The sequence below is a fragment of the Flavobacterium panici genome, assembly GCF_024499525.1.
GTDB classification, from domain to species: Bacteria; Bacteroidota; Bacteroidia; order Flavobacteriales; family Flavobacteriaceae; genus Flavobacterium; species Flavobacterium panici.
Genome location: NZ_CP100437.1, coordinates 2,927,315 through 2,946,420 on the forward strand (window position 1 = coordinate 2,927,315; position 19,106 = coordinate 2,946,420).

Here is a 19,106-nt window from a genome sequence, read left to right on the forward strand (position 1 = left end):
GTATACTTTTATTTTAGTCGCAGCAAGAAATTATCACGATTTAACCCAGAGGTATGATAGTGCCAGTTTACGGTCACGACTTCATTAATTATTTTTTTCAGCGTATTAAAATCGCTTGGCTTTTTGATATAAATATTGGCACCCTGAATAAAAGTATCTTCTATATCTTCTTCAGAAGATGAAGTCGAATAGATTGCAATAATTATATTTTTAAGATGTTCTGTTTTTTTAATTTCAATCAAACACTCTTTACCAGTTTTTTTTGGCATATTTAAATCCAGAAACAAAATGTCCGGCAGTTTGTTATCTTGGTCCATTAAATGCTCCATTAACTGCATTCCATCATGAACAAACTCTACGTTAGTTTGTATCTTGATTTCTTCAAAAGCATCCTTAAAAAAAAGACGATCATCTTCGTCATCATCCGCCAGTAAAATATTTAATGCGTTTTTTTGCATTTTAGTATGGTATTTGGTTTTTTATTTTAAATTTTCTCTTCGTTTTTTAATTATTCTTTGAAATGCCGATGGTGTAATTCCAGTCGTATTTTTAAACTGCGTGCTTAAATGCGCAACGCTGGAGTAATTTAACAAAAAAGCAATTTCTGTCAAACTCATTTCATTAATAATAATCAATTGTTTTGCTCTTTCAATTTTTTGTAAAATGATGAAGTTTTCGATAGACGAATAAGTAACTTCTGAAAAAACATTGGATAAATAACCATAACTATGGTTTAGTTTTTCTGCCAAAAATACAGAACTTTTATAATTGTTACTGTCTTCCATAAAAACAAGTTCAATTATAGCATCTTTTATTTTCTGTACTAAAACACTTTTCTGATTTTCAACAACTTCAAAACCGTGCGGGGTCAAATTATTTTTTAAAGTTTCGAGTGCATCAGCATCAAGATTGTCGTCAATCTCGATCTCGCCAAATCCTAAACTGGTAAAATTAATATTTTGTTGTTCCAGGTTTTGTTTTAGATAAAGTGAACAGATGGTATTTATGTCGAACTTTATAAATAGCTTCATTTTTGTAAAAAATTTGGTTAAAGATAAATAAATTATTTGGGGTTACCGCGTTTAATGTTTTTTAAAAATCGATAAACAGTAATAATACTCGCTAAAAGTTTCAAAAAAATACCGCCTAATACATTTAATTACTAGACGGTATTTCCTGATTGAGCCAGAAGGTTTACAAATCTGACAGAATTTGATGAAATTCTTCTTTAGTTTTACCTAATTTTTGCTGAAGTTTTCCATACAATTCATCTTCTTTTCCCTCAGCATAAATTAAATCATCATCTGTCAACTCAGCATATTTTTGCTTTAGTTTTCCTTTTAACTCATTCCAATTTCCTTTTATTTCTGTAGTATTCATGATCGTGTTTGTTTTTTATTATTACAATGTAAAATTGCAGTTTCTCAATAAAAATTGTGTTACAAGAATTTCGATGATCGTTGCATAATTCACATTTTGCCTTTATTTACGCCTGATAACGACGTAAAACCCAAGCCATTTTTTCGTGTTCTTGTAATAGTCCCGTAACAAAATCAGCAGATCCGGCATCTTTTGTTTCATTTTCAAAAACCGGGATATAATCTCTAAATTCTGTAACCAATTGTTCGTGGTTTTCTAAAAGTTCTTCCAGCATATGTTTTTGCGAAGTATATTCTTTTGGAGATTCTTTAAGAGTCGAATTTTCGATAAATTCCTTCATTGTACCAATTGTTTTTTCGCCAAGCTGACTGATTCTTTCTGCAACCTCGTCAATCTGCGCTTCTAAAATTCGGTATTGCTCTTCAAACAACTTATGCAGTTCCATAAAACTATTTCCGGAAATATTCCAGTGAAACTTTCTCGTTTTTACGTAAAGCGTCATTTCGTTTGATAAAATTGTAGCTAATATAGTAGAGCTCTTTTTTAAGTTTGCACTTGATATTCCGATATGTGGAGTCATAATTGTTGTTTTTTGGGTTCAATTCAAAAATAAAAAGGAAGAGTCTGGCGCATCTTACATAATTAGCAAAAGATGTTACATGAATTCAATGTTTTCATAACATATTAATGATTTCAAAATTGTAGTTTTGCCGCCAACTAAAACTAAAACCCCTGATTAATGAAAAAACAGTTACTCATTTTATTTATTTTAATTACTTCCGTATCAGCAAAAGCACAATCTTATTTAGGTTATTTTCAGGATAATTATGCGGGTGTACAAAGTGTTCTTTTTAATCCGGCTTCTATAGCCGATTCGCGTTTTAAAACAGACATTAATATATTTTCTGTTAGCGGATCTGTGCAAAATGATTTGTACGGAGTTAAAGTTTTTGATACTTATAAAAAAGGTTATGATTTTGACAGCGAGTCTAAAATGTTTCCAAAAAATGCCAATAATGCATTAGTAAATGTAGATGTTATGGGACCGTCATTCATGTTTAATATTGCTCCAAAACACACAATTGCAGTATTTACAAGAGCAAGATCAATAACAAATGCCAAGAAAATCAACGGATATTTAGTAGATCAGGTAAAAGATGGTTTAGACGAAGCAAGCGACTTTAATTTCAATTTAGGAAATCCTAACGGATCTTCAAATGCATGGGGAGAATTAGGAATTTCATATGCGGCCGTTTTATATCAAAACAATCAACACTTTTTAAAAGGAGGTTTAACTGCTAAATATTTACAAGGCGGAGCAAATGCTTATGTTCAGGGAAAAGATGTAAGTGTAAGGTATGTAGAGAACACAGCAAATCCGAAATTGGGAGTATTACAATCAAGCGGAGAAATTACAGTAGGAGGAAGCCAGGATTGGGAAAATAACGAAGATTATGATTTTGATTCTGCCTCACGCGGATTTGGTTTTGATTTTGGATTGGTTTACGAATGGAGACCAGATTACGATCAATATGATTTAAGAAACGCAAAACCTGCAGATAATAATTTTCGTGATTTAAATAAATACAAATTACGTTTCGGATTATCGGTTACAGATATTGGATCAATCAACTACAAAAATTCTAAACTGGATACGTATAATGTAAATGGTATTGTAACGCAGCAAATGATTGATGATGCAGACAATTTATACGATTTTTTAAACGATCATTATACTAAAGTTTCAACTTCAAAAGGAGTAAAGACAAATTTGCCAACAGCTATTCACGCTGATGCTGACTGGAACATGTACAATAAATTCTATTTGAACCTTAACGGAGATATCAGCATGGTTTCTGCCAATAAAATAAATTCATACGGAATTGCAGACAGAGTAACATTAACGCCTCGTTACGAAAGCAGATGGTTTAGTTTTTATGTTCCGGTAACGTATATGCAATATAGCGGTATGCAGGTTGGTACAGGTTTGCGTACAGGAGTTTTCTTTATAGGTTCTGGTTCTATTTTAAGCAATTTAGTTTCAAAAGAATCAAAAGGAGCAGATTTTCATATTGGGATGAAAATTCCGGTTTACGAAAAACAATTTAAAGATACAGACGGAGACGGAATTATTGATAAAGAAGATGCCTGTAAAAAAGTAGCAGGCCCTAAAGAAAATAATGGATGCCCGTGGCCAGATACAGATGGCGATAAAGTTTTTGATAAAGACGATGCCTGCCCGGATGTAAAAGGTCCAAAAGAAAACAAAGGATGTCCGTGGAAAGATTCTGATGGAGATACTTTATTAGATAATGTTGATGCCTGTCCGGCAATTGCAGGTCCGGTAGAAAACAAAGGATGTCCATGGCCAGATACAGATGGAGACGGCGTTTTAGATAAAGATGATGCGTGTCCAAATGTTGCTGGATTAGCAGTAAACAAAGGTTGTCCAGATCTTGATGCTGATAAAGACGGTGTTTTAGACAAAGAAGACGATTGTCCGCTTGTAGCCGGGCCAGCTGATAATAAAGGTTGTCCTAAAGTAACCAAAGAAACTTTAGCACAATTAAAAGTGGAAGCGAAATCTATTTTCTTTAATACTGGAAAAGCAACTCTGGATGGTGCTAAAATGGGAGAAACTTCTGGAAGACTTGATGCAATCAAAGAAATTTTGAAGAATTATCCAAATGCTAAATTTGCAATTAACGGACATACAGATAATGTAGGGAATGCAAAAGCAAACCAGAAATTATCTGAAGCAAGAGCAAAAGCCGTAATGGATCTTTTAATTGAAAAAGGAGTGAATCCTGCTAATTTAACTTCTAAAGGTTACGGAGCTTCAAAACCGGTTAAAACAAATAAAACCGCATTAGGAAGAGCCGAAAACAGAAGAACAGAAATTGTTTACTTAGGTAATTTATAATCCCTATTGAATATAAAACCAAAAAGCCATTCTTAATTGAGTGGCTTTTTTTATTTTTGCATACTTTCTAAAAAGAATAAAATCTTTGAAAAAGAACTAAAAAAACAATATGACTACACAACAACTACACGAACAAATTCTTCAAAAAAAATCATTTTTATGCGTAGGCTTAGATCCTGATTTAGCTAAAATTCCATCACATTTATTAGAAACAGAAGATCCGATTTTTGAATTTAATAAAGCGATAATCGATGCAACTCACGATTTAACTGTTGGCTACAAACCAAATACCGCTTTCTTTGAAGCATATGGAATAAAAGGATGGATGTCCCTGCAAAAAACAATCAATTATATCAACGAAAATTATCCTGATATTTTTACGATTGCCGATGCAAAACGCGGCGATATTGGAAATACGTCGAGTATGTATGCCAAAGCTTTTTTTGAAGATTTAAATTTTGACAGTGTAACCGTTGCACCTTATATGGGAAAAGATTCTGTTGAGCCTTTTCTTGCCTTCGAAAATAAACATACCATTATGTTAGCCTTAACTTCAAACGAAGGTGCTTTCGATTTTCAGACTTTAAACACAAACGGAACAGAATTATACAAACAAGTTTTAGAAACTTCTAAAACATGGAAAAACAGCCATAACTTAATGTATGTGGTTGGCGCTACAAAAGCCGAATATTTTGCCGATATCAGAAAAATTGTTCCGGACAGCTTTTTACTAGTTCCCGGAATTGGCGCTCAAGGCGGAAGTTTATCTGAAGTATGCAAATACGGAATGAACGATAAAATAGGATTACTGGTAAACTCGGCAAGAGCGATTATCTACGCCTCAAAAGGAACAGACTTTGCAGAAAAGGCTAGGGAAGAAGCTTTATCAGTTCAAAAAGAAATGGCAGAAATTATTCGTTTAAAGTTTCAGGTTTAAAGTTTAGTTTGAACATAATTTTAACGCAAAGTGCGCTAAGTTTTTTTCGCTAAGTGCACAAAGAAATTAGCTGGATTTTGTAAAAGTTTTTTTAAGTTCTCTAAGCAAAAGTGTATAAGTTTTTTTGCTTTAAGCTTTGAGAACTTAAAAAAAACCTTACTTCAACGAAAATACAAACCTTTGCAACCTTTGCGAAAAAAACTTAGCGCACTTTGCGTTAAAATACACACACCAACAACCTGAAACCTGAAACAAAAAAAACATGAAACAAATTAAAGACCAGCTTGGCACTTTACATTTTTTTGAGACAGCTCCAAAGCGTATTATTTCGCTAGTTCCTTCTCAAACAGAATTGCTTTATGATTTAGGTTTAGAAGATAAAATAATCGGGATAACAAAGTTTTGTGTGCATCCGTATCATTTAAAATCTACAAAGAAGATTGTTGGCGGAACGAAGAAAATCCATTTCGAAAAAATAAAATTATTACAGCCTGATATTATTATTTGTAATAAAGAAGAAAACACAGAAGAAATCGTAAAACAATTAAAGGAAATATGTCCGGTTTGGGTTACGAATATCGTTTCTATAGAAGATAATTTCCAGATGATTTCAGATTTCGGACAATTATTCAACTGTAGAACTGAGTCTCAAAAGTGGAATGATAAAATGACTTTCGCCTTGAGCGATTTCAAAAAATATATTCAGGATATTCCAGAAAAGAAAGCGGCTTATTTTATTTGGAAAAATCCTTATATGGTGGCAGGAAAAGATACTTATATAAATGAGTTATTAAAACTGAATCATTTTAAAAACATTTACGCAGATAAAGGACGTTATCCTGAAATCGAACTTAAAAAAATGCGTTTAGAAGGCGATCCTGATATCGTTTTTCTTTCCTCAGAACCGTACCCTTTTAAAGAAGAAGATGCCTTTGAAATAGGAAGGTTTACACATCACGCCAAAAACATTTTCGTCGACGGCGAAATGTTCTCCTGGCACGGCAGCCGGTTATTAAAGGCTTTCCCTTATTTTAAATTACTACACGAAAGATTGAAGAATTAGTTTTCTTTTGTTTCAGGTTTCAGGTTTCAAGTTGTTGGAACGTGGGGTTTAACGCAAAGAACGCTAAGTTTTTTTCGCAAAGTACACAAAGAAATTATCTGCAGTTTTATAAAGTTTTTTTTAAGTTCTCAAAGAGTATACCTTTCTCTTTTTTTTTTAAAGCTTTGAGAACTTAAAAAAAACTTTAATTCAAGAAATATACAAGCCTTTGCGAAACTTTGCGAAAAAAACTTAGCGTTCTTTGCGTTAAAAATTATACTCAAAGCAAAACAATCTGAAACAAACTTTACACAAAAAATAATGCCGGCATCTCCAAGACGCCGGCATCATTTAACTAACCAAAACCAAAATAATAAATAACCAGTTTATTACATTACAAAGATCCGACATATATCAATATTATGCTGTTAAGGTCTTGTTATTACTTTGTTGAATATAAGTTAATGTCTAAATTTAAAATTACAATATTTTTCAAATTCCAAATTCCAAAATGCAAACTAGCTTAAATTGGAATTTGGAATTTTTTTTTGGAATTTAATGAAAAAAAGAATGCCGGCATCTCGAAGACGCCGGCATCATTTAACTAACCAAAACCAAAATAATAAATAACCAGTTTATTACATTACAAATGTCCGACATATATCAATCTTATGCTGTTAAGGTTTTGTTATTACTTTGTTGACCATAAGTTAAGATTTGTCAAAACCCTTTTTTGAGCTTTCTGCAGCGTTAAATAATTTTTGATTATTAAAATATAATAACAATCAATTTTGTTTATGAATATCGTAGGGATTAGTTTGTATATTTGATAAAATATTAAAAATCAGCGATATGGAATCAAACAAAAAATTAACAACTGCTACAGGAACTCCAGTTCCAGACAACCAAAATATCCAAACAGCAGGTCCGCGAGGCCCCGTTTTATTACAAGATTTTTGGTTCTTAGAAAAAATGGCACATTTTGATCGAGAGGTAATCCCGGAACGTCGTATGCATGCAAAAGGATCTGGCGCTTACGGAACTTTTACGGTAACTCACGATATTACAAAATACACAAGAGCCGATTTGTTTTCGGAAATTGGTAAAAAAACAGAAATGTTTGCTCGTTTTTCTACTGTTGCAGGGGAAAGAGGTGCTGCTGATGCCGAAAGAGATATTCGTGGTTTTGCTTTGAAATTTTATACAAATGAAGGAAACTGGGATTTAGTTGGAAACAATACTCCGGTATTCTTTTTTAGAGATCCAATGAAATTTCCTGATCTAAACCATGCCGTAAAACGTGACCCAAAAACCAACCTAAGAAGTGCTGATAACAATTGGGATTTTTGGACATTATTGCCAGAAGCTTTACACCAAGTTACAATTGTAATGAGTGACAGAGGAATTCCAAGCTCTTATAGACACATGCACGGATTTGGTAGTCATACATTTAGTTTTATTAACAAACAAAATGAAAGACATTACGTGAAATTTCATTTTGTAACACAACAGGGAATTGATAACCTTTCTGATGAAGAAGCAGCTAAATTAGTAGGAGGAGACCGAGAAAGCCACCAAAGAGATTTATTTGATGCTATTGAAGAAGGAAACTTCCCAAAATGGAAATTATTCGTTCAAATCATGACCGAAGAACAAGCTGAAAATTATCGTTTTCATCCGTTTGATTTGACAAAAGTTTGGTTGAAAAAAGATTTCCCATTGATTCCAGTTGGAGAATTCGAATTAAACAAAAACCCTGAAAATTATTTTGCAGAAGTAGAACAGGCTGCATTTAATCCGGCGCATGTTGTTCCGGGAATTAGCTTCTCACCAGATAAAATGCTGCAAGCCCGTTTGTTTTCTTACGGAGATGCACACAGATACCGTTTAGGAGTAAACAACTTCCAAATTCCGGTAAATTCAGCAAGATGCCCATACAATACTTTCCATAGAGACGGAGCAATGCGTGTTGACGGAAATAATGGATCTAAAAAACATTATGAACCAAATAGTTTTGGTGAAATGCAGGAACAGCCAGAATTTAAAGAACCACCATTAAAACTTCATGGTGATGCATGGGCACATAATTTTAGAGATGACGATAACGATTATTTCACACAGCCAGGATTATTATTCAACTTACTAACTCCGGAGAAAAAACAATTGTTGTTTAAAAATACCGCTGCACAAGTTGGAGGTGCTCAAAAATTTATCCAGATTCGTCACATCAGAAACTGCTACAAAGCTGATCCTGCATACGGAGAAGGTGTTGCAAACGCACTAGGTTTAACAATGGATGAAGTAAATACTTTTGATGATCCGAGATTGTCAATTGTGGTTAGATAAGGTTAAAACAATCAGAGGTTCAAAGGGACAAAGGTTCTGAATCTTAATTAGAATTTAAAAGTAAACCCGACAGGTTTTAAAAACCTGTCGGGTTTTTTATTTTATATCGACATGAATTTGATTTCCATAATTTCAAATATTCTTTATTCAAACTGGACTGAAGTCCAGCTCTAAAATATAATTTGTTCCTTCGGAACTATAAAAATAGCCTTTGGCTCGATCCATATTGTAGGGCTGGACTTTAGTCCAGTTTTATATGTACATAATAACGCGATGGGATTTTAAAATCCCATCGCGTTATTATTTGGTTCAAAGGTTAAAAAACAAACCCGCGAAAACCTGTCTCATATGTTAAATCCGTGAGCAAAAATCTATGCACAAAACCTTTGTAAACTGGGCTGAAGTCCAGCTCTACAATATAATTTGTTCCTTCGGAACTATAAAAATAGCCTTTGGCTCGATTCATATTGTAGGGCTGGACTTCAGTCCAGTTTTATATGTACAAAATAACCCGATGGGATTTTAAAATCCCATCGGGTTATTATTTGGTTTAAAAATTTAATAAAACAAACCAGTGAAAATCTGTTTTATCCGTTAAATCCGTGGGCAAAAATCTATGCACAAAACCTTTGTAAACTGGACTGAAGTCCAGCTCTACAATATAATTTGTTCCTTCGGAACTATAAAAAGAGCCTTTGGCTCGATCCATATTGTAGGGCTGGACTTTAGTCCAGTTTTATATGTACAAAATAACCCGATGGGATTTTAAAATCCCATCGGGTTATTATTTGGTTCAAAGTTTAAAAAAACAAACCAGTGAAAACCCGTTTTATCCGTTAAATCCGTGGGCTTTGCGATCTCCAAATATATTTGTAAAACTTCAATACAAATCTTTTGCGCTCTTTGCGAAAAAACTTTGCGCTCTTTTCGTTAAAAAAACTTATGAAAACACCACAGTCTTGTTACTATAAACCATTGTTTTATGTTCAGAATGTAACTTTATAGCTCTTGCCAAAACAATACGTTCCAAGTCTCGCCCTTTCATGATAAAATCTTCAACAGAGTGAATGTGAGAAACCCTGGCAATATCCTGTTCGATAATTGGACCTTCATCTAATTCTTCGGTAACATAATGGCTTGTTGCACCAATAATTTTTACCCCGCGTTTAAATGCCGAATGATAGGGTTTTGCACCCGGAAAAGCCGGTAAAAATGAATGGTGAATATTGATAATCCTATTTTCGTAAAGTGAAATTAATTTTGGAGTAATAATCTGCATGTAGCGCGCTAAAACAATAAAATCGATATCATATCTTTTTAAAAGCTCAATTTGTTTTGCTTCACCTTCTTCTTTGTTGTCTTTTGTAAAAGGAACACAGTGAAACGGAATATCAAAACGTTCTGCAACAGATCGTAAATCGTTATGATTGCTTATAATAACCGGAATTTCAATATTTAATTCTTCTGCGCTGTATCTTCCTAAAATATCAAATAAACAATGATCATATTTAGAAACAAACAATGCCATTTTTGGTTTTTGTTCCTGATTGTACAAATCCCATGACATTTTAAAATCGACAGCGAGAGTTTTATTAAATTCTTCTTTTAAGGATTCAATTGTAACTTTCGGATTGGTAAATTCACATTCCAATCGCATAAAAAATACATTTTGTTCCACATCAACATGCTGGTCGATGTAAGTAATATTTCCTTCCACTTTTGCAATAAAAGTAGTTACTGATGCAATGATGTTTTTTTGGTCTTTGCAATGAATCAGAATGGTTATTTTTTGCATTTGGTTTATTTTGGTTAGTAACAAAGTTGCAAAGGTTCAAAGTGACAAAAGCTGCTTTGTACCTTTGTAACTTTGTGCCGATAGCTATCGGGATTGAACTTTAAAAAATTATTTTCCGTCCTGCATTGCAAAAACGCTTTTTAATAAAGGTGTTGTTCTTGCACTGATATTATTACGGATATCTTTTTCTTCTACAGCAATCATTTTAAAAACTCCTGCCAGTGCCTGATTAGTTGTATAGTCAGTTAAATCAGGATTTACTTTTTTCACTAACGGAATAGTATTGTATTTGTTGATGATTTTTGTCCAGACAACATCGGCACCTACTTTTTCAAAAGAGCTTTTAATTACCGGATTAAATTTTCCGTATAAAGCTGTTGTTGTAGTTCCTTGTAAATAACTAGTTGCGGCACTATCGTTTCCTAATAAGATATTTTTAGCATCGGTAAACGACATATTTTTAACTGCCGAAACAAATATAGGTGTTGCTTCTTTTACAGCATCTTCGGCTGCACGGTTTAAAACTTTAATTCCTTCATCGGCCAGCGAGCCAAGACCAATTTTACGTAATGTAGCGTCTATTTTTTGTAATTCTTCGGGCATTAAAATTTTTACGGCTTCATTTTTATAAAAACCATCTACTGCGGTTAATTTACTTACTTGTTGCGTAATTCCTTTGTTGAGGGCTTCTTTTAGTCCAGAAGCGATATCAACACCGCCAACTCCCGGAATCTGAGAAGATATTTGCGGTAGTTGATTTAGAGTCTGCTGTACCTGCGCACATGACGTTAGGGAAAATGTAACGACTAATAAAAAAATCTTTTTCATTTATTGGGGTTTATTAAGGTTCAAAAATACTACATATTCAAAAATAAAGCCACAATTTATTTAACGGCACGTAACATTTTGTTTAATTATTAACATTCGTAATATTTTAATTTAATACAAAATCAAATAGTAAAAAAACTTAGCATCTCAGCAACTTAGATTCTTAGAAACTTAAAAAATCTATTTCTTCAATAAATCAATCTCTTCTTTTGTTTTTTCGATATAAACAGACAATTGATCGTATTTCCATTTTCCTCTTTTTGTAGCAACAACAAATAAAGTAGCTTTTCCTTTTGGACCTTTTATCGGGATTTGTAAATCACAATTTCCGGTATCGTTGCTTGTGCTTATACTTCCAGACATCATTCCGTCAGTTTCAATTGGGTTTCCTAATTTTTCGATTACAATTTTATTGTGCTGTACAGCAGTCATCGATTCTTTAAAAGCATCAGAATCTTTCATCATCGATGTTACTCCAAAAAATATTCCGCCAATGAATAAAGCAAAAAGAACTAAAAGACCTAAACATCCTGTTGGTACAAACCATTTCCAGTTTCTGTCCCACCAATTTTTTTGAGGTTGGTAATCGTCATTCATAGTAATAAAGGATAATTTGTTGATTAGGTTAATTTTCTGAAAGATATTAATTTTCAGATGAAACAAAATAAAAAAATCACCTTATAAACTATAAGATGATTTTTTGTTTTTAAGATTTAACGATTATTAAAAGCTATTTCTTCTAAGGCCTCTGGATTACTGATTACTTTATCTACTTCTTGTTTTCTCATATTGTCCTTATCTCCAGTTCCAGTGCTTAAAATAAGTTTTTTAGGAATAATTGGTGTTTTATTAAATATAGCAGAGTATAGTAAAACTGCCTGTAAAAATCCTCCATCGTTTGTAAAGTGAAGTATATTTTTACCATAACGAAGATTATCTTTATTATTACTTAAATATTTATAACCGCTTTTACCTTCATAAGCATCTTTAACAGCATCGCCAACCCTCAATAAACCTGCATTTTTAATATAAGCGGCAGCTAAAACGGCATTTTTTTGTAATTCTTTATAATAATCATCATATTCTGGATTTGTATATGGTAATGGAGACATATTTTGATAGACATATATGGCAACATCCGGACTATTTTTATGTATTTTTTCTACAATTAATTTTAAATTTGATCTATACTTTTCAAGATCTGTTAATGCAATTGGTGTCGCTTCCTGAAGCACAACAAAATCATAGTAATTACCATCCTTATCTCTATTAGAAAAAATTTGATTCGCTTCTGTTTTATTAGTATAATAAACTTTATCTAGCGAAACTCCCATTGTTACCAATTGCTGCACATTTATATGTTTATTATTAAAATTACACAATTCCTGAAACAGCGTAGGAGCACTTACAAAATATTCTATTTGGCTATTTCCTATAAATAATATACGTGGGGGTCCTATAGCTTTTGGTGGTTTAGGATTGCTGATTCCATCAGATGTAATCCCGTCTTGAGTTGTGAATTTATTGCATGAAATAAGTAAAGCTACTATAATAAAACTAAAAATTAAAACGTATTTTTTCATTTATAAATGGATGATTTGGAATCTGCAAATCTCTATTTAATCTATCACGATATAAGCCTCAAGATGATTTTAAAATAGTATATTAAGACAAAAATGAAGGCATTATTTCAAACAAAATCTATATATCGTTTTATTTATTTAGAAAATCAGGAAATTTTCAAAGGTTCTATTTTAAAAAAAATCACCTCATAAAATTTATAAGATGATTTAATTTTTGTTTTGATAAACGAATTACTAAAAGACATTTTTTTCAAGCTTAGTAGGGTTTGCCTGAGTGTCTGGATAGGATTTGGTTTACCGTTACAAATTATATAACTAAGTTTTTTAGGGACAAAAAAGGCAGTTTAAACGTATTGTAAGCAGTATAGGTTTGGGTTGTAGACAGGATTAATAGTTTTTAAATCTGCCAGTACTGCGTGAGTGTAATTTTGACCGCCAATTGCTAAATAAAATAAAGATTTAGAAAGATAAAGTGGTCTAAAAGGTATTGTATGCCAGCAATTTGCTATATTCTTAAAAAAATGTTTTATGGCATACTTAAAAGTTTTTTCTTCAGGACGAACAAAATAAATAGTTGAACTTTTAGATTTGCTCATCATATTAGGAAACATTACAAATTTTGCTCCTTGCTGAATTAATAAATTTATTTCAAATAGTGTTAATCCATCGATATTTTCTGTTTTCATGATAAATTGATTTTGTAATTAATATTAGTGGTAATATTACACTGCAAAGTTGCGACAGAAATCAAAATATTTTTAGACTTAAAAGTTTTAAGATTAATAAGTTAGGCTATTTTTAAAAATAGAAAATCGGGAATTCACTTCAATGAATTCCCGATTTTATTTTATTTATAATTGCTATTTAGTTTGAAGCTACACCATCAACTGGAAATAAGAAATTATTTAATTCTGAATCTTTTTCATAAACATCCTGATAAAAACTTATTTCTCCGGAATCATGTACCCATGAAGTAAAATAAGTGATGTAAATAGGCACTTTATTTGGCAGTTTAAATGTACTTTCCGTTTTTCCTTCCATTGCTTTATTGATTTTTTCTGTTGTCCATTCCGGATAATCTTTAAGCATGGCAATAGCTAGCTCTTTTGCTTTGTTTACGTTAATACAACCGTGGCTGAAAGTTCTTCTTTCAAAATCAAATAATGATTTTGCAGGAGTATCGTGCATGTAAATATCTTCAGGATTTGGGAAAATAAATTTCACTAATCCAAGAGAGTTGTTAGGACCTGGTTTTTGTCTTACCTGACCATTAACTATCTCCATATTTTTTTCCGTTAGATAATTAGGATCGGCAGCCATTTTCATTTTCAATTCGTTATCGACAATACTTTGAGGAACTGTCCAGTACGGGCTGAAAACAATTTTATCAATATTTCCGTTAAATATAGTTGTTTTAGTTACCGCAGATCCCACAAAAACTTTAGAAGTAAGTTCCGGTTTTCCGTTTTTCACATATACTAATTCAAAAGAAGGAATATTTACAATAATATATTCTTTGTCTTTTAGCATTTTTGGAGAAATCCAACGGCATCTTTCCATATTGACCATCAAGGTATTAATCTTGTCTTTTAACGGAATGTTCATTTCTTTAATATGATCTGCAGATAAAATGTAATTTGGTTTAAACCCATTTCTAAGTTTATATTTCATCACACCATCCATTAATTCACGATCATAAAAATTACTTTTAGAGTCATGATCTAAATCACCCAAAATAAATAATCTCGTTCTTACTTGTCCAATTGTAGGTGTATTGGCGTCAGGTCTAAGATCTTTATAAGGAGATTCGGCAACAATAGGTTTCCACACACCGGCTTTTTCTATTTCTCTGTATTTTTTAAGAGCATCTTGCAATTTATAATATTGGTTAAAAAGAAGTTCGTCATTTTTCTCTAATAAAGTAGGTTGAGTCATTAGAGAATCTAACAAAGTATCATAAGATATTTCTTTTTTTGGAAGAAGCCATCCTGTTTTTTTAGCAGTTTCGGCATCTAAACCAACATACACACGGTTCATATATATAATGTATGAAGAAGTTAAAAGCATATCAGAGTCTGCTTTTGATGGTTTATCGTTTGATCCTTTTTTGAAAATTTGATCAATTTCATATTTATAAGGAAGTTCAAAAATTAAACCTTCCTCATAAGTATCATTTAATTTCTCATACAAGGTTTTTCCAAACTCGTTGATTTTGTCATCTTCAAACCAAATTGATCCGTAAGATCTTGTTTTGTACAAGGAAACCACCTCGTTTTGATATTTTTTTAGATCAGAATACCTTTTAAAGAAATCAGTCAATACTTCACTGTCAACTTTTGTATCTGAATTGTTATTTAGATAAGATTTATTCAAACTTATGTTTTCTCTGGTATTACTATTATTATGCTTTCCAAAAGATAATATAGTGAAACTAAGAGCTAAAATTATGCTTACTGGATATGTTGTTTTCATTTTCATTTCAATTTTTACGTTACTACTTAGATTCGAAAGTTCTGGGTAAAAATTTGGGGCCTTTTCTACACTGCTAAATTACTTTAGGTTATTGATAATGAGTTGCTTTATTACATTTAGATTTTGCAAGATTGCCATGTTACAGGTTTATATAGTATAAATCAGCGGGTTAGCCTGTTTGTTACCCTAGTTATTAACGAAATCGATATATTTTTTAAAAACATAAAGGTTTGATCGCCATCAAATATTAAAATATTTTGTAAATTGCTCCCTTTAAATTATCATATTCATAAAATGGAACAACAAATACCATATATTCCTAAAAATAAAGTAAGAATTGTAACCGCTGCTTCGCTTTTTGACGGCCATGATGCAGCAATAAACATAATGCGTCGTATAATTCAGTCAACAGGAGTTGAGGTAATTCACCTTGGGCATGACAGAAGTGTAGAGGAAGTGGTGAATACAGCAATCCAGGAAGATGCCAATGCCATTGCGATGACATCTTACCAAGGCGGACACAACGAATACTTTAAATATATGTATGACTTGCTTCATGAAAAAGGAGCGGGGCACATTAAAATTTTTGGCGGCGGAGGCGGAGTGATCCTGCCAAGTGAAATTTCTGAATTACATGAATATGGAATTACCCGAATTTACGCGCCAGATGACGGCCGTTCGTTAGGGCTTCAGGGAATGATTAATGATTTGGTACAGCAGTCTGATTTTCCTATTGGAGATAAATTAAACGGAGAAATCGATCATATCGAAAATAAAGTTCCCACGGCAATTGCACGTTTAATTTCTGCAGCCGAGAATTTCCCTGAAATAGCAAAACCTGTTTTTGATAAAATTCACGAAAGTAATACCAATTCTATAATTCCGGTTTTAGGAATTACAGGAACTGGTGGTGCCGGAAAATCTTCTTTGGTTGACGAATTAGTTCGTCGTTTTTTAATTGATTTCCCTGAAAAAACAATCGGGTTAATTTCTGTCGATCCTTCTAAGAGAAAAACTGGAGGAGCACTTTTAGGAGACAGAATCCGCATGAATGCCATTAATAATCCTCGTGTATATATGCGTTCGCTGGCGACTCGTCAGTCGAATTTGGCCTTATCTAAATATGTAGCCGAGGCGATTCAGGTTTTGAAAGCCGCAAAATATGATTTGATCATTCTGGAAACTTCGGGAATTGGTCAGTCTGATACTGAGATTATGGATCATTCTGATGTATCCTTATATGTAATGACACCAGAATTTGGAGCGGCAACACAATTGGAAAAAATCGACATGCTTGATTTTGCCGATTTAGTGGCTTTAAACAAATTTGATAAAAGAGGTGCACTTGATGCTTTACGCGATGTAAAAAAACAATATCAGCGCAATCATAATTTATGGGATAAAAATCCTGATGAAATGCCAGTTTTCGGAACGATTGCTTCACAGTTTAACGATCCGGGAATGAACACTCTTTACAAAGCGATTATGGATAAAGTGGTCGAAAAAACGAATTCTGAATTGAAATCGACTTTTGAGATTACTAAAGAAATGAGCGAAAAAATCTTCGTGATTCCGCCTCACAGAACACGTTATTTATCTGAAATTGCAGAAAATAACAGATCTTATGATGAAATCGCACTTTCGCAGCAAAAAGTAGCGCAGAAATTATACGGAATTTTCAAAACTATAGAATCGGTTTCTGGAAAAGTTCCTCAAATTAATAAAGCAGGAATCGATGATTCGACTGTTTTACCAAGCGCAGCGCAGCAACATGATGAAAACAGAATCTTTTTAAATCTTTTACTAAATCAGTTTGATAAAGTAAAAATGGATTTAGATCCGTACAATTGGGAAATTATTCTGAATTGGGATGAAAAAGTAGCCAAATATAAAAATCCGGTTTACTCGTTTAAAGTTCGTGATAAAGAAATCAAGATTGCAACGCATTCTGAAAGTTTATCGCATTTACAAATCCCGAAAATTGCTTTACCTAAATATGAAGCGTGGGGCGATATCCTGCGTTGGAATTTACAGGAAAATGTTCCTGGCGAATTTCCTTTTGCTTCTGGATTATATCCGTTTAAACGTGAAGGCGAAGATCCGTCGAGAATGTTTGCGGGCGAGGGCGGACCAGAAAGAACCAATAAACGTTTTCATTATGTAAGTGCGGGATTGCCGGCAAAACGACTTTCGACGGCTTTTGACAGTGTAACTTTATACGGAAATGATCCAGATTTGCGTCCGGATATTTACGGAAAAATTGGAAATGCGGGAGTTTCGATTTGCTGTTTAGATGATGCAAAAAAACTCTATTCAGGTTTCGATTTGGTTCATGCTTTGACATCTGTAAGTATGACTATAAATGGGCCTGCGCCAATGCTTTTAGGCTTTTTTATGAATGCGGCAATCGATCAGCAATGCGAATTGTACATTAAAGCCAATGAATTAGAAAAAGAAGTTGAAGCTAAAATCAACAAAATATATGTTGGAAAAGGTATTGAAAGACCAAAATACCAAGGCGATTTACCAGAAGGAAACAATGGTTTAGGATTAATGCTTTTGGGCGTTACCGGAGATCAGGTTTTACCTTTGGATGTTTATAACGAAATAAAAGTCAAAACTTTATCACAAGTTCGTGGAACGGTTCAGGCCGATATTTTAAAAGAAGATCAGGCGCAGAATACGTGTATTTTTTCAACCGAATTTGCTCTGCGATTAATGGGCGACGTTCAGGAATATTTTATTACTAAAAACGTTCGTAATTTCTATTCGGTTTCGATTTCAGGATATCATATTGCCGAGGCGGGAGCAAACCCAATTACGCAATTGGCGTTTACGCTTTCAAATGGTTTCACTTACGTGGAATATTATTTGAGCCGCGGAATGAGCATCAACGATTTTGGACCAAATTTATCATTCTTCTTCTCCAACGGAGTTGATCCAGAATATTCGGTTATTGGTCGTGTGGCACGTAAGATTTGGGCAAAAGCCATGAAAAACAAATACGGAGCCAACGAAAGAGCACAAATGCTAAAATATCATATTCAGACTTCGGGGCGTTCGTTACACGCACAGGAAATTGATTTTAATGATATTAGAACAACTTTACAGGCTTTGTACGCTATTTATGATAACTGTAATTCATTACACACCAATGCTTACGACGAAGCGATTACAACGCCTACAGAAGAATCAGTTCGTAGAGCAATGGCGATTCAGTTGATTATTAATAAAGAATTAGGTTTAGCAAAAAACGAAAACCCAATTCAGGGTTCATTCATTATCGAAGAATTAACTGATTTAGTTGAAGCTGCAGTTTTACAAGAGTTCGACAGAATTACAGAACGCGGCGGAGTTCTTGGCGCAATGGAAACCATGTACCAAAGATCTAAAATTCAGGAAGAAAGTTTGTATTACGAAACTTTGAAACACAACGGCGATTTCCCAATTGTGGGTGTAAATACTTTTCTGAGTTCAAAAGGTTCACCAACAGTAATTCCGGCAGAAGTCATTCGTGCAACCGAAGAAGAAAAACAATACCAAATTACAATGTTGGATAACTTGCATCAATTTCACGAAGCTAAAGTTAATGAGCATTTAAATAATTTACAGCAAGCGGCTATTAAAAACGAAAATTTATTCGATCATTTAATGGAAGCTACAAAGGTTTGTTCTTTAGGGCAGATTACTTCGGCGTTGTTTGAAGTGGGTGGGCAATATAGAAGGAATATGTAAAATTTAAAATCAGATAAATAAAAAAACCGCATTTAGTTTACTTTACTAATGCGGTTTTTTATTTA

Annotated in this window: 15 protein-coding genes; 5 read left to right on the plus strand and 10 right to left on the minus strand. The window is 33.1% G+C overall.

The window, feature by feature from the left end; translation table 11 throughout:
* Positions 1 to 8: 8 nt before the first annotated feature.
* From NLJ00_RS12480 to NLJ00_RS12495, 4 genes are all read right to left on the minus strand, one after another.
* The gene (locus tag NLJ00_RS12480; protein WP_053474140.1) at positions 9 to 458 is read right to left on the minus strand and encodes a response regulator; all 450 of its coding nucleotides are present in this window, start codon (positions 456 to 458) and stop codon (positions 9 to 11) included.
* Between the two features lie 21 nt (positions 459 to 479).
* A complete protein-coding gene (locus tag NLJ00_RS12485) occupies positions 480 to 1,031 on the minus strand; it encodes a helix-turn-helix domain-containing protein (RefSeq protein ID WP_053474139.1) in 552 nt (183 codons plus the stop codon).
* Positions 1,032 to 1,194: 163 nt separating this feature from the next.
* Positions 1,195 to 1,380, minus strand: coding sequence for a CsbD family protein (locus tag NLJ00_RS12490; RefSeq protein WP_053474138.1), 186 nt, complete (start codon positions 1,378 to 1,380; stop codon positions 1,195 to 1,197).
* Positions 1,381 to 1,486: 106 nt separating this feature from the next.
* Positions 1,487 to 1,960 (minus strand): Dps family protein, encoded by a 474-nt coding sequence (locus NLJ00_RS12495; RefSeq protein WP_053474137.1) that lies wholly within the window; start codon positions 1,958 to 1,960, stop codon positions 1,487 to 1,489.
* A 159-nt stretch (positions 1,961 to 2,119) separates the two neighbouring features.
* Here NLJ00_RS12495 and NLJ00_RS12500 point away from each other — a divergent pair, with 159 nt between their 5' ends.
* From NLJ00_RS12500 to NLJ00_RS12515, 4 genes are all read left to right on the plus strand, one after another.
* Positions 2,120 to 4,303: a DUF5723 family protein gene (locus tag NLJ00_RS12500; RefSeq protein ID WP_256637418.1), complete on the plus strand. Its 2,184-nt coding sequence runs from the start codon at positions 2,120 to 2,122 to the stop codon at positions 4,301 to 4,303.
* A 109-nt stretch (positions 4,304 to 4,412) separates the two neighbouring features.
* Positions 4,413 to 5,240, plus strand: a complete 828-nt coding sequence (pyrF, locus tag NLJ00_RS12505; protein ID WP_256637419.1) for an orotidine-5'-phosphate decarboxylase — start codon at positions 4,413 to 4,415, stop codon at positions 5,238 to 5,240.
* Between the two features lie 262 nt (positions 5,241 to 5,502).
* Positions 5,503 to 6,303, plus strand: coding sequence for an ABC transporter substrate-binding protein (locus NLJ00_RS12510; protein WP_256637420.1), 801 nt, complete (start codon positions 5,503 to 5,505; stop codon positions 6,301 to 6,303).
* A gap of 831 nt (positions 6,304 to 7,134) precedes the next feature.
* Complete coding sequence (locus NLJ00_RS12515) at positions 7,135 to 8,628, plus strand: catalase (protein WP_053474133.1); 1,494 nt, start codon at positions 7,135 to 7,137, stop codon at positions 8,626 to 8,628.
* A gap of 940 nt (positions 8,629 to 9,568) precedes the next feature.
* Here NLJ00_RS12515 and purU read toward each other — a convergent pair.
* The 6 genes from purU to NLJ00_RS12545 all read right to left on the minus strand — a co-directional run bounded on the left by purU (position 9,569) and on the right by NLJ00_RS12545 (position 15,306).
* Positions 9,569 to 10,423 carry a formyltetrahydrofolate deformylase gene (purU, locus tag NLJ00_RS12520; protein ID WP_256637421.1) on the minus strand — a complete coding sequence of 285 codons (855 nt, stop codon included), beginning with the start codon at positions 10,421 to 10,423 and terminating at the stop codon, positions 9,569 to 9,571.
* A gap of 108 nt (positions 10,424 to 10,531) precedes the next feature.
* Positions 10,532 to 11,251, minus strand: coding sequence for a DUF4197 domain-containing protein (locus NLJ00_RS12525; RefSeq protein ID WP_256637422.1), 720 nt, complete (start codon positions 11,249 to 11,251; stop codon positions 10,532 to 10,534).
* 180 nt (positions 11,252 to 11,431) lie between these two features.
* Positions 11,432 to 11,848 carry a cytochrome c oxidase assembly factor Coa1 family protein gene (locus tag NLJ00_RS12530; RefSeq protein WP_256637423.1) on the minus strand — a complete coding sequence of 139 codons (417 nt, stop codon included), beginning with the start codon at positions 11,846 to 11,848 and terminating at the stop codon, positions 11,432 to 11,434.
* Positions 11,849 to 11,964: 116 nt separating this feature from the next.
* Positions 11,965 to 12,834: a hypothetical protein gene (locus tag NLJ00_RS12535; protein WP_256637424.1), complete on the minus strand. Its 870-nt coding sequence runs from the start codon at positions 12,832 to 12,834 to the stop codon at positions 11,965 to 11,967.
* A gap of 344 nt (positions 12,835 to 13,178) precedes the next feature.
* Positions 13,179 to 13,520 carry a hypothetical protein gene (locus NLJ00_RS12540; protein WP_053474127.1) on the minus strand — a complete coding sequence of 114 codons (342 nt, stop codon included), beginning with the start codon at positions 13,518 to 13,520 and terminating at the stop codon, positions 13,179 to 13,181.
* A 178-nt stretch (positions 13,521 to 13,698) separates the two neighbouring features.
* On the minus strand, positions 13,699 to 15,306 hold the full coding sequence (locus NLJ00_RS12545) for a L,D-transpeptidase family protein (RefSeq protein ID WP_256637425.1): 1,608 nt from the start codon (positions 15,304 to 15,306) through the stop codon (positions 13,699 to 13,701).
* Positions 15,307 to 15,600: 294 nt separating this feature from the next.
* Here NLJ00_RS12545 and NLJ00_RS12550 point away from each other — a divergent pair, with 294 nt between their 5' ends.
* Entirely contained in the window at positions 15,601 to 19,041 is a 3,441-nt protein-coding gene (locus tag NLJ00_RS12550; protein WP_256637426.1) for a methylmalonyl-CoA mutase family protein, read from the plus strand.
* Positions 19,042 to 19,106 lie beyond the last annotated feature (65 nt).

Coding starts and splice junctions, on each gene's coding strand:
- NLJ00_RS12480 (WP_053474140.1), bottom strand. CDS start 458: ATGCAAAAAAACGCATTAAATATTTTACTGGCGGATGATGACGAAGAT.
- NLJ00_RS12485 (WP_053474139.1), bottom strand. CDS start 1,031: ATGAAGCTATTTATAAAGTTCGACATAAATACCATCTGTTCACTTTAT.
- NLJ00_RS12490 (WP_053474138.1), bottom strand. CDS start 1,380: ATGAATACTACAGAAATAAAAGGAAATTGGAATGAGTTAAAAGGAAAA.
- NLJ00_RS12495 (WP_053474137.1), bottom strand. CDS start 1,960: ATGACTCCACATATCGGAATATCAAGTGCAAACTTAAAAAAGAGCTCT.
- NLJ00_RS12500 (WP_256637418.1), top strand. CDS start 2,120: ATGAAAAAACAGTTACTCATTTTATTTATTTTAATTACTTCCGTATCA.
- pyrF (WP_256637419.1), top strand. CDS start 4,413: ATGACTACACAACAACTACACGAACAAATTCTTCAAAAAAAATCATTT.
- NLJ00_RS12510 (WP_256637420.1), top strand. CDS start 5,503: ATGAAACAAATTAAAGACCAGCTTGGCACTTTACATTTTTTTGAGACA.
- NLJ00_RS12515 (WP_053474133.1), top strand. CDS start 7,135: ATGGAATCAAACAAAAAATTAACAACTGCTACAGGAACTCCAGTTCCA.
- purU (WP_256637421.1), bottom strand. CDS start 10,423: ATGCAAAAAATAACCATTCTGATTCATTGCAAAGACCAAAAAAACATC.
- NLJ00_RS12525 (WP_256637422.1), bottom strand. CDS start 11,251: ATGAAAAAGATTTTTTTATTAGTCGTTACATTTTCCCTAACGTCATGT.
- NLJ00_RS12530 (WP_256637423.1), bottom strand. CDS start 11,848: ATGAATGACGATTACCAACCTCAAAAAAATTGGTGGGACAGAAACTGG.
- NLJ00_RS12535 (WP_256637424.1), bottom strand. CDS start 12,834: ATGAAAAAATACGTTTTAATTTTTAGTTTTATTATAGTAGCTTTACTT.
- NLJ00_RS12540 (WP_053474127.1), bottom strand. CDS start 13,520: ATGAAAACAGAAAATATCGATGGATTAACACTATTTGAAATAAATTTA.
- NLJ00_RS12545 (WP_256637425.1), bottom strand. CDS start 15,306: ATGAAAACAACATATCCAGTAAGCATAATTTTAGCTCTTAGTTTCACT.
- NLJ00_RS12550 (WP_256637426.1), top strand. CDS start 15,601: ATGGAACAACAAATACCATATATTCCTAAAAATAAAGTAAGAATTGTA.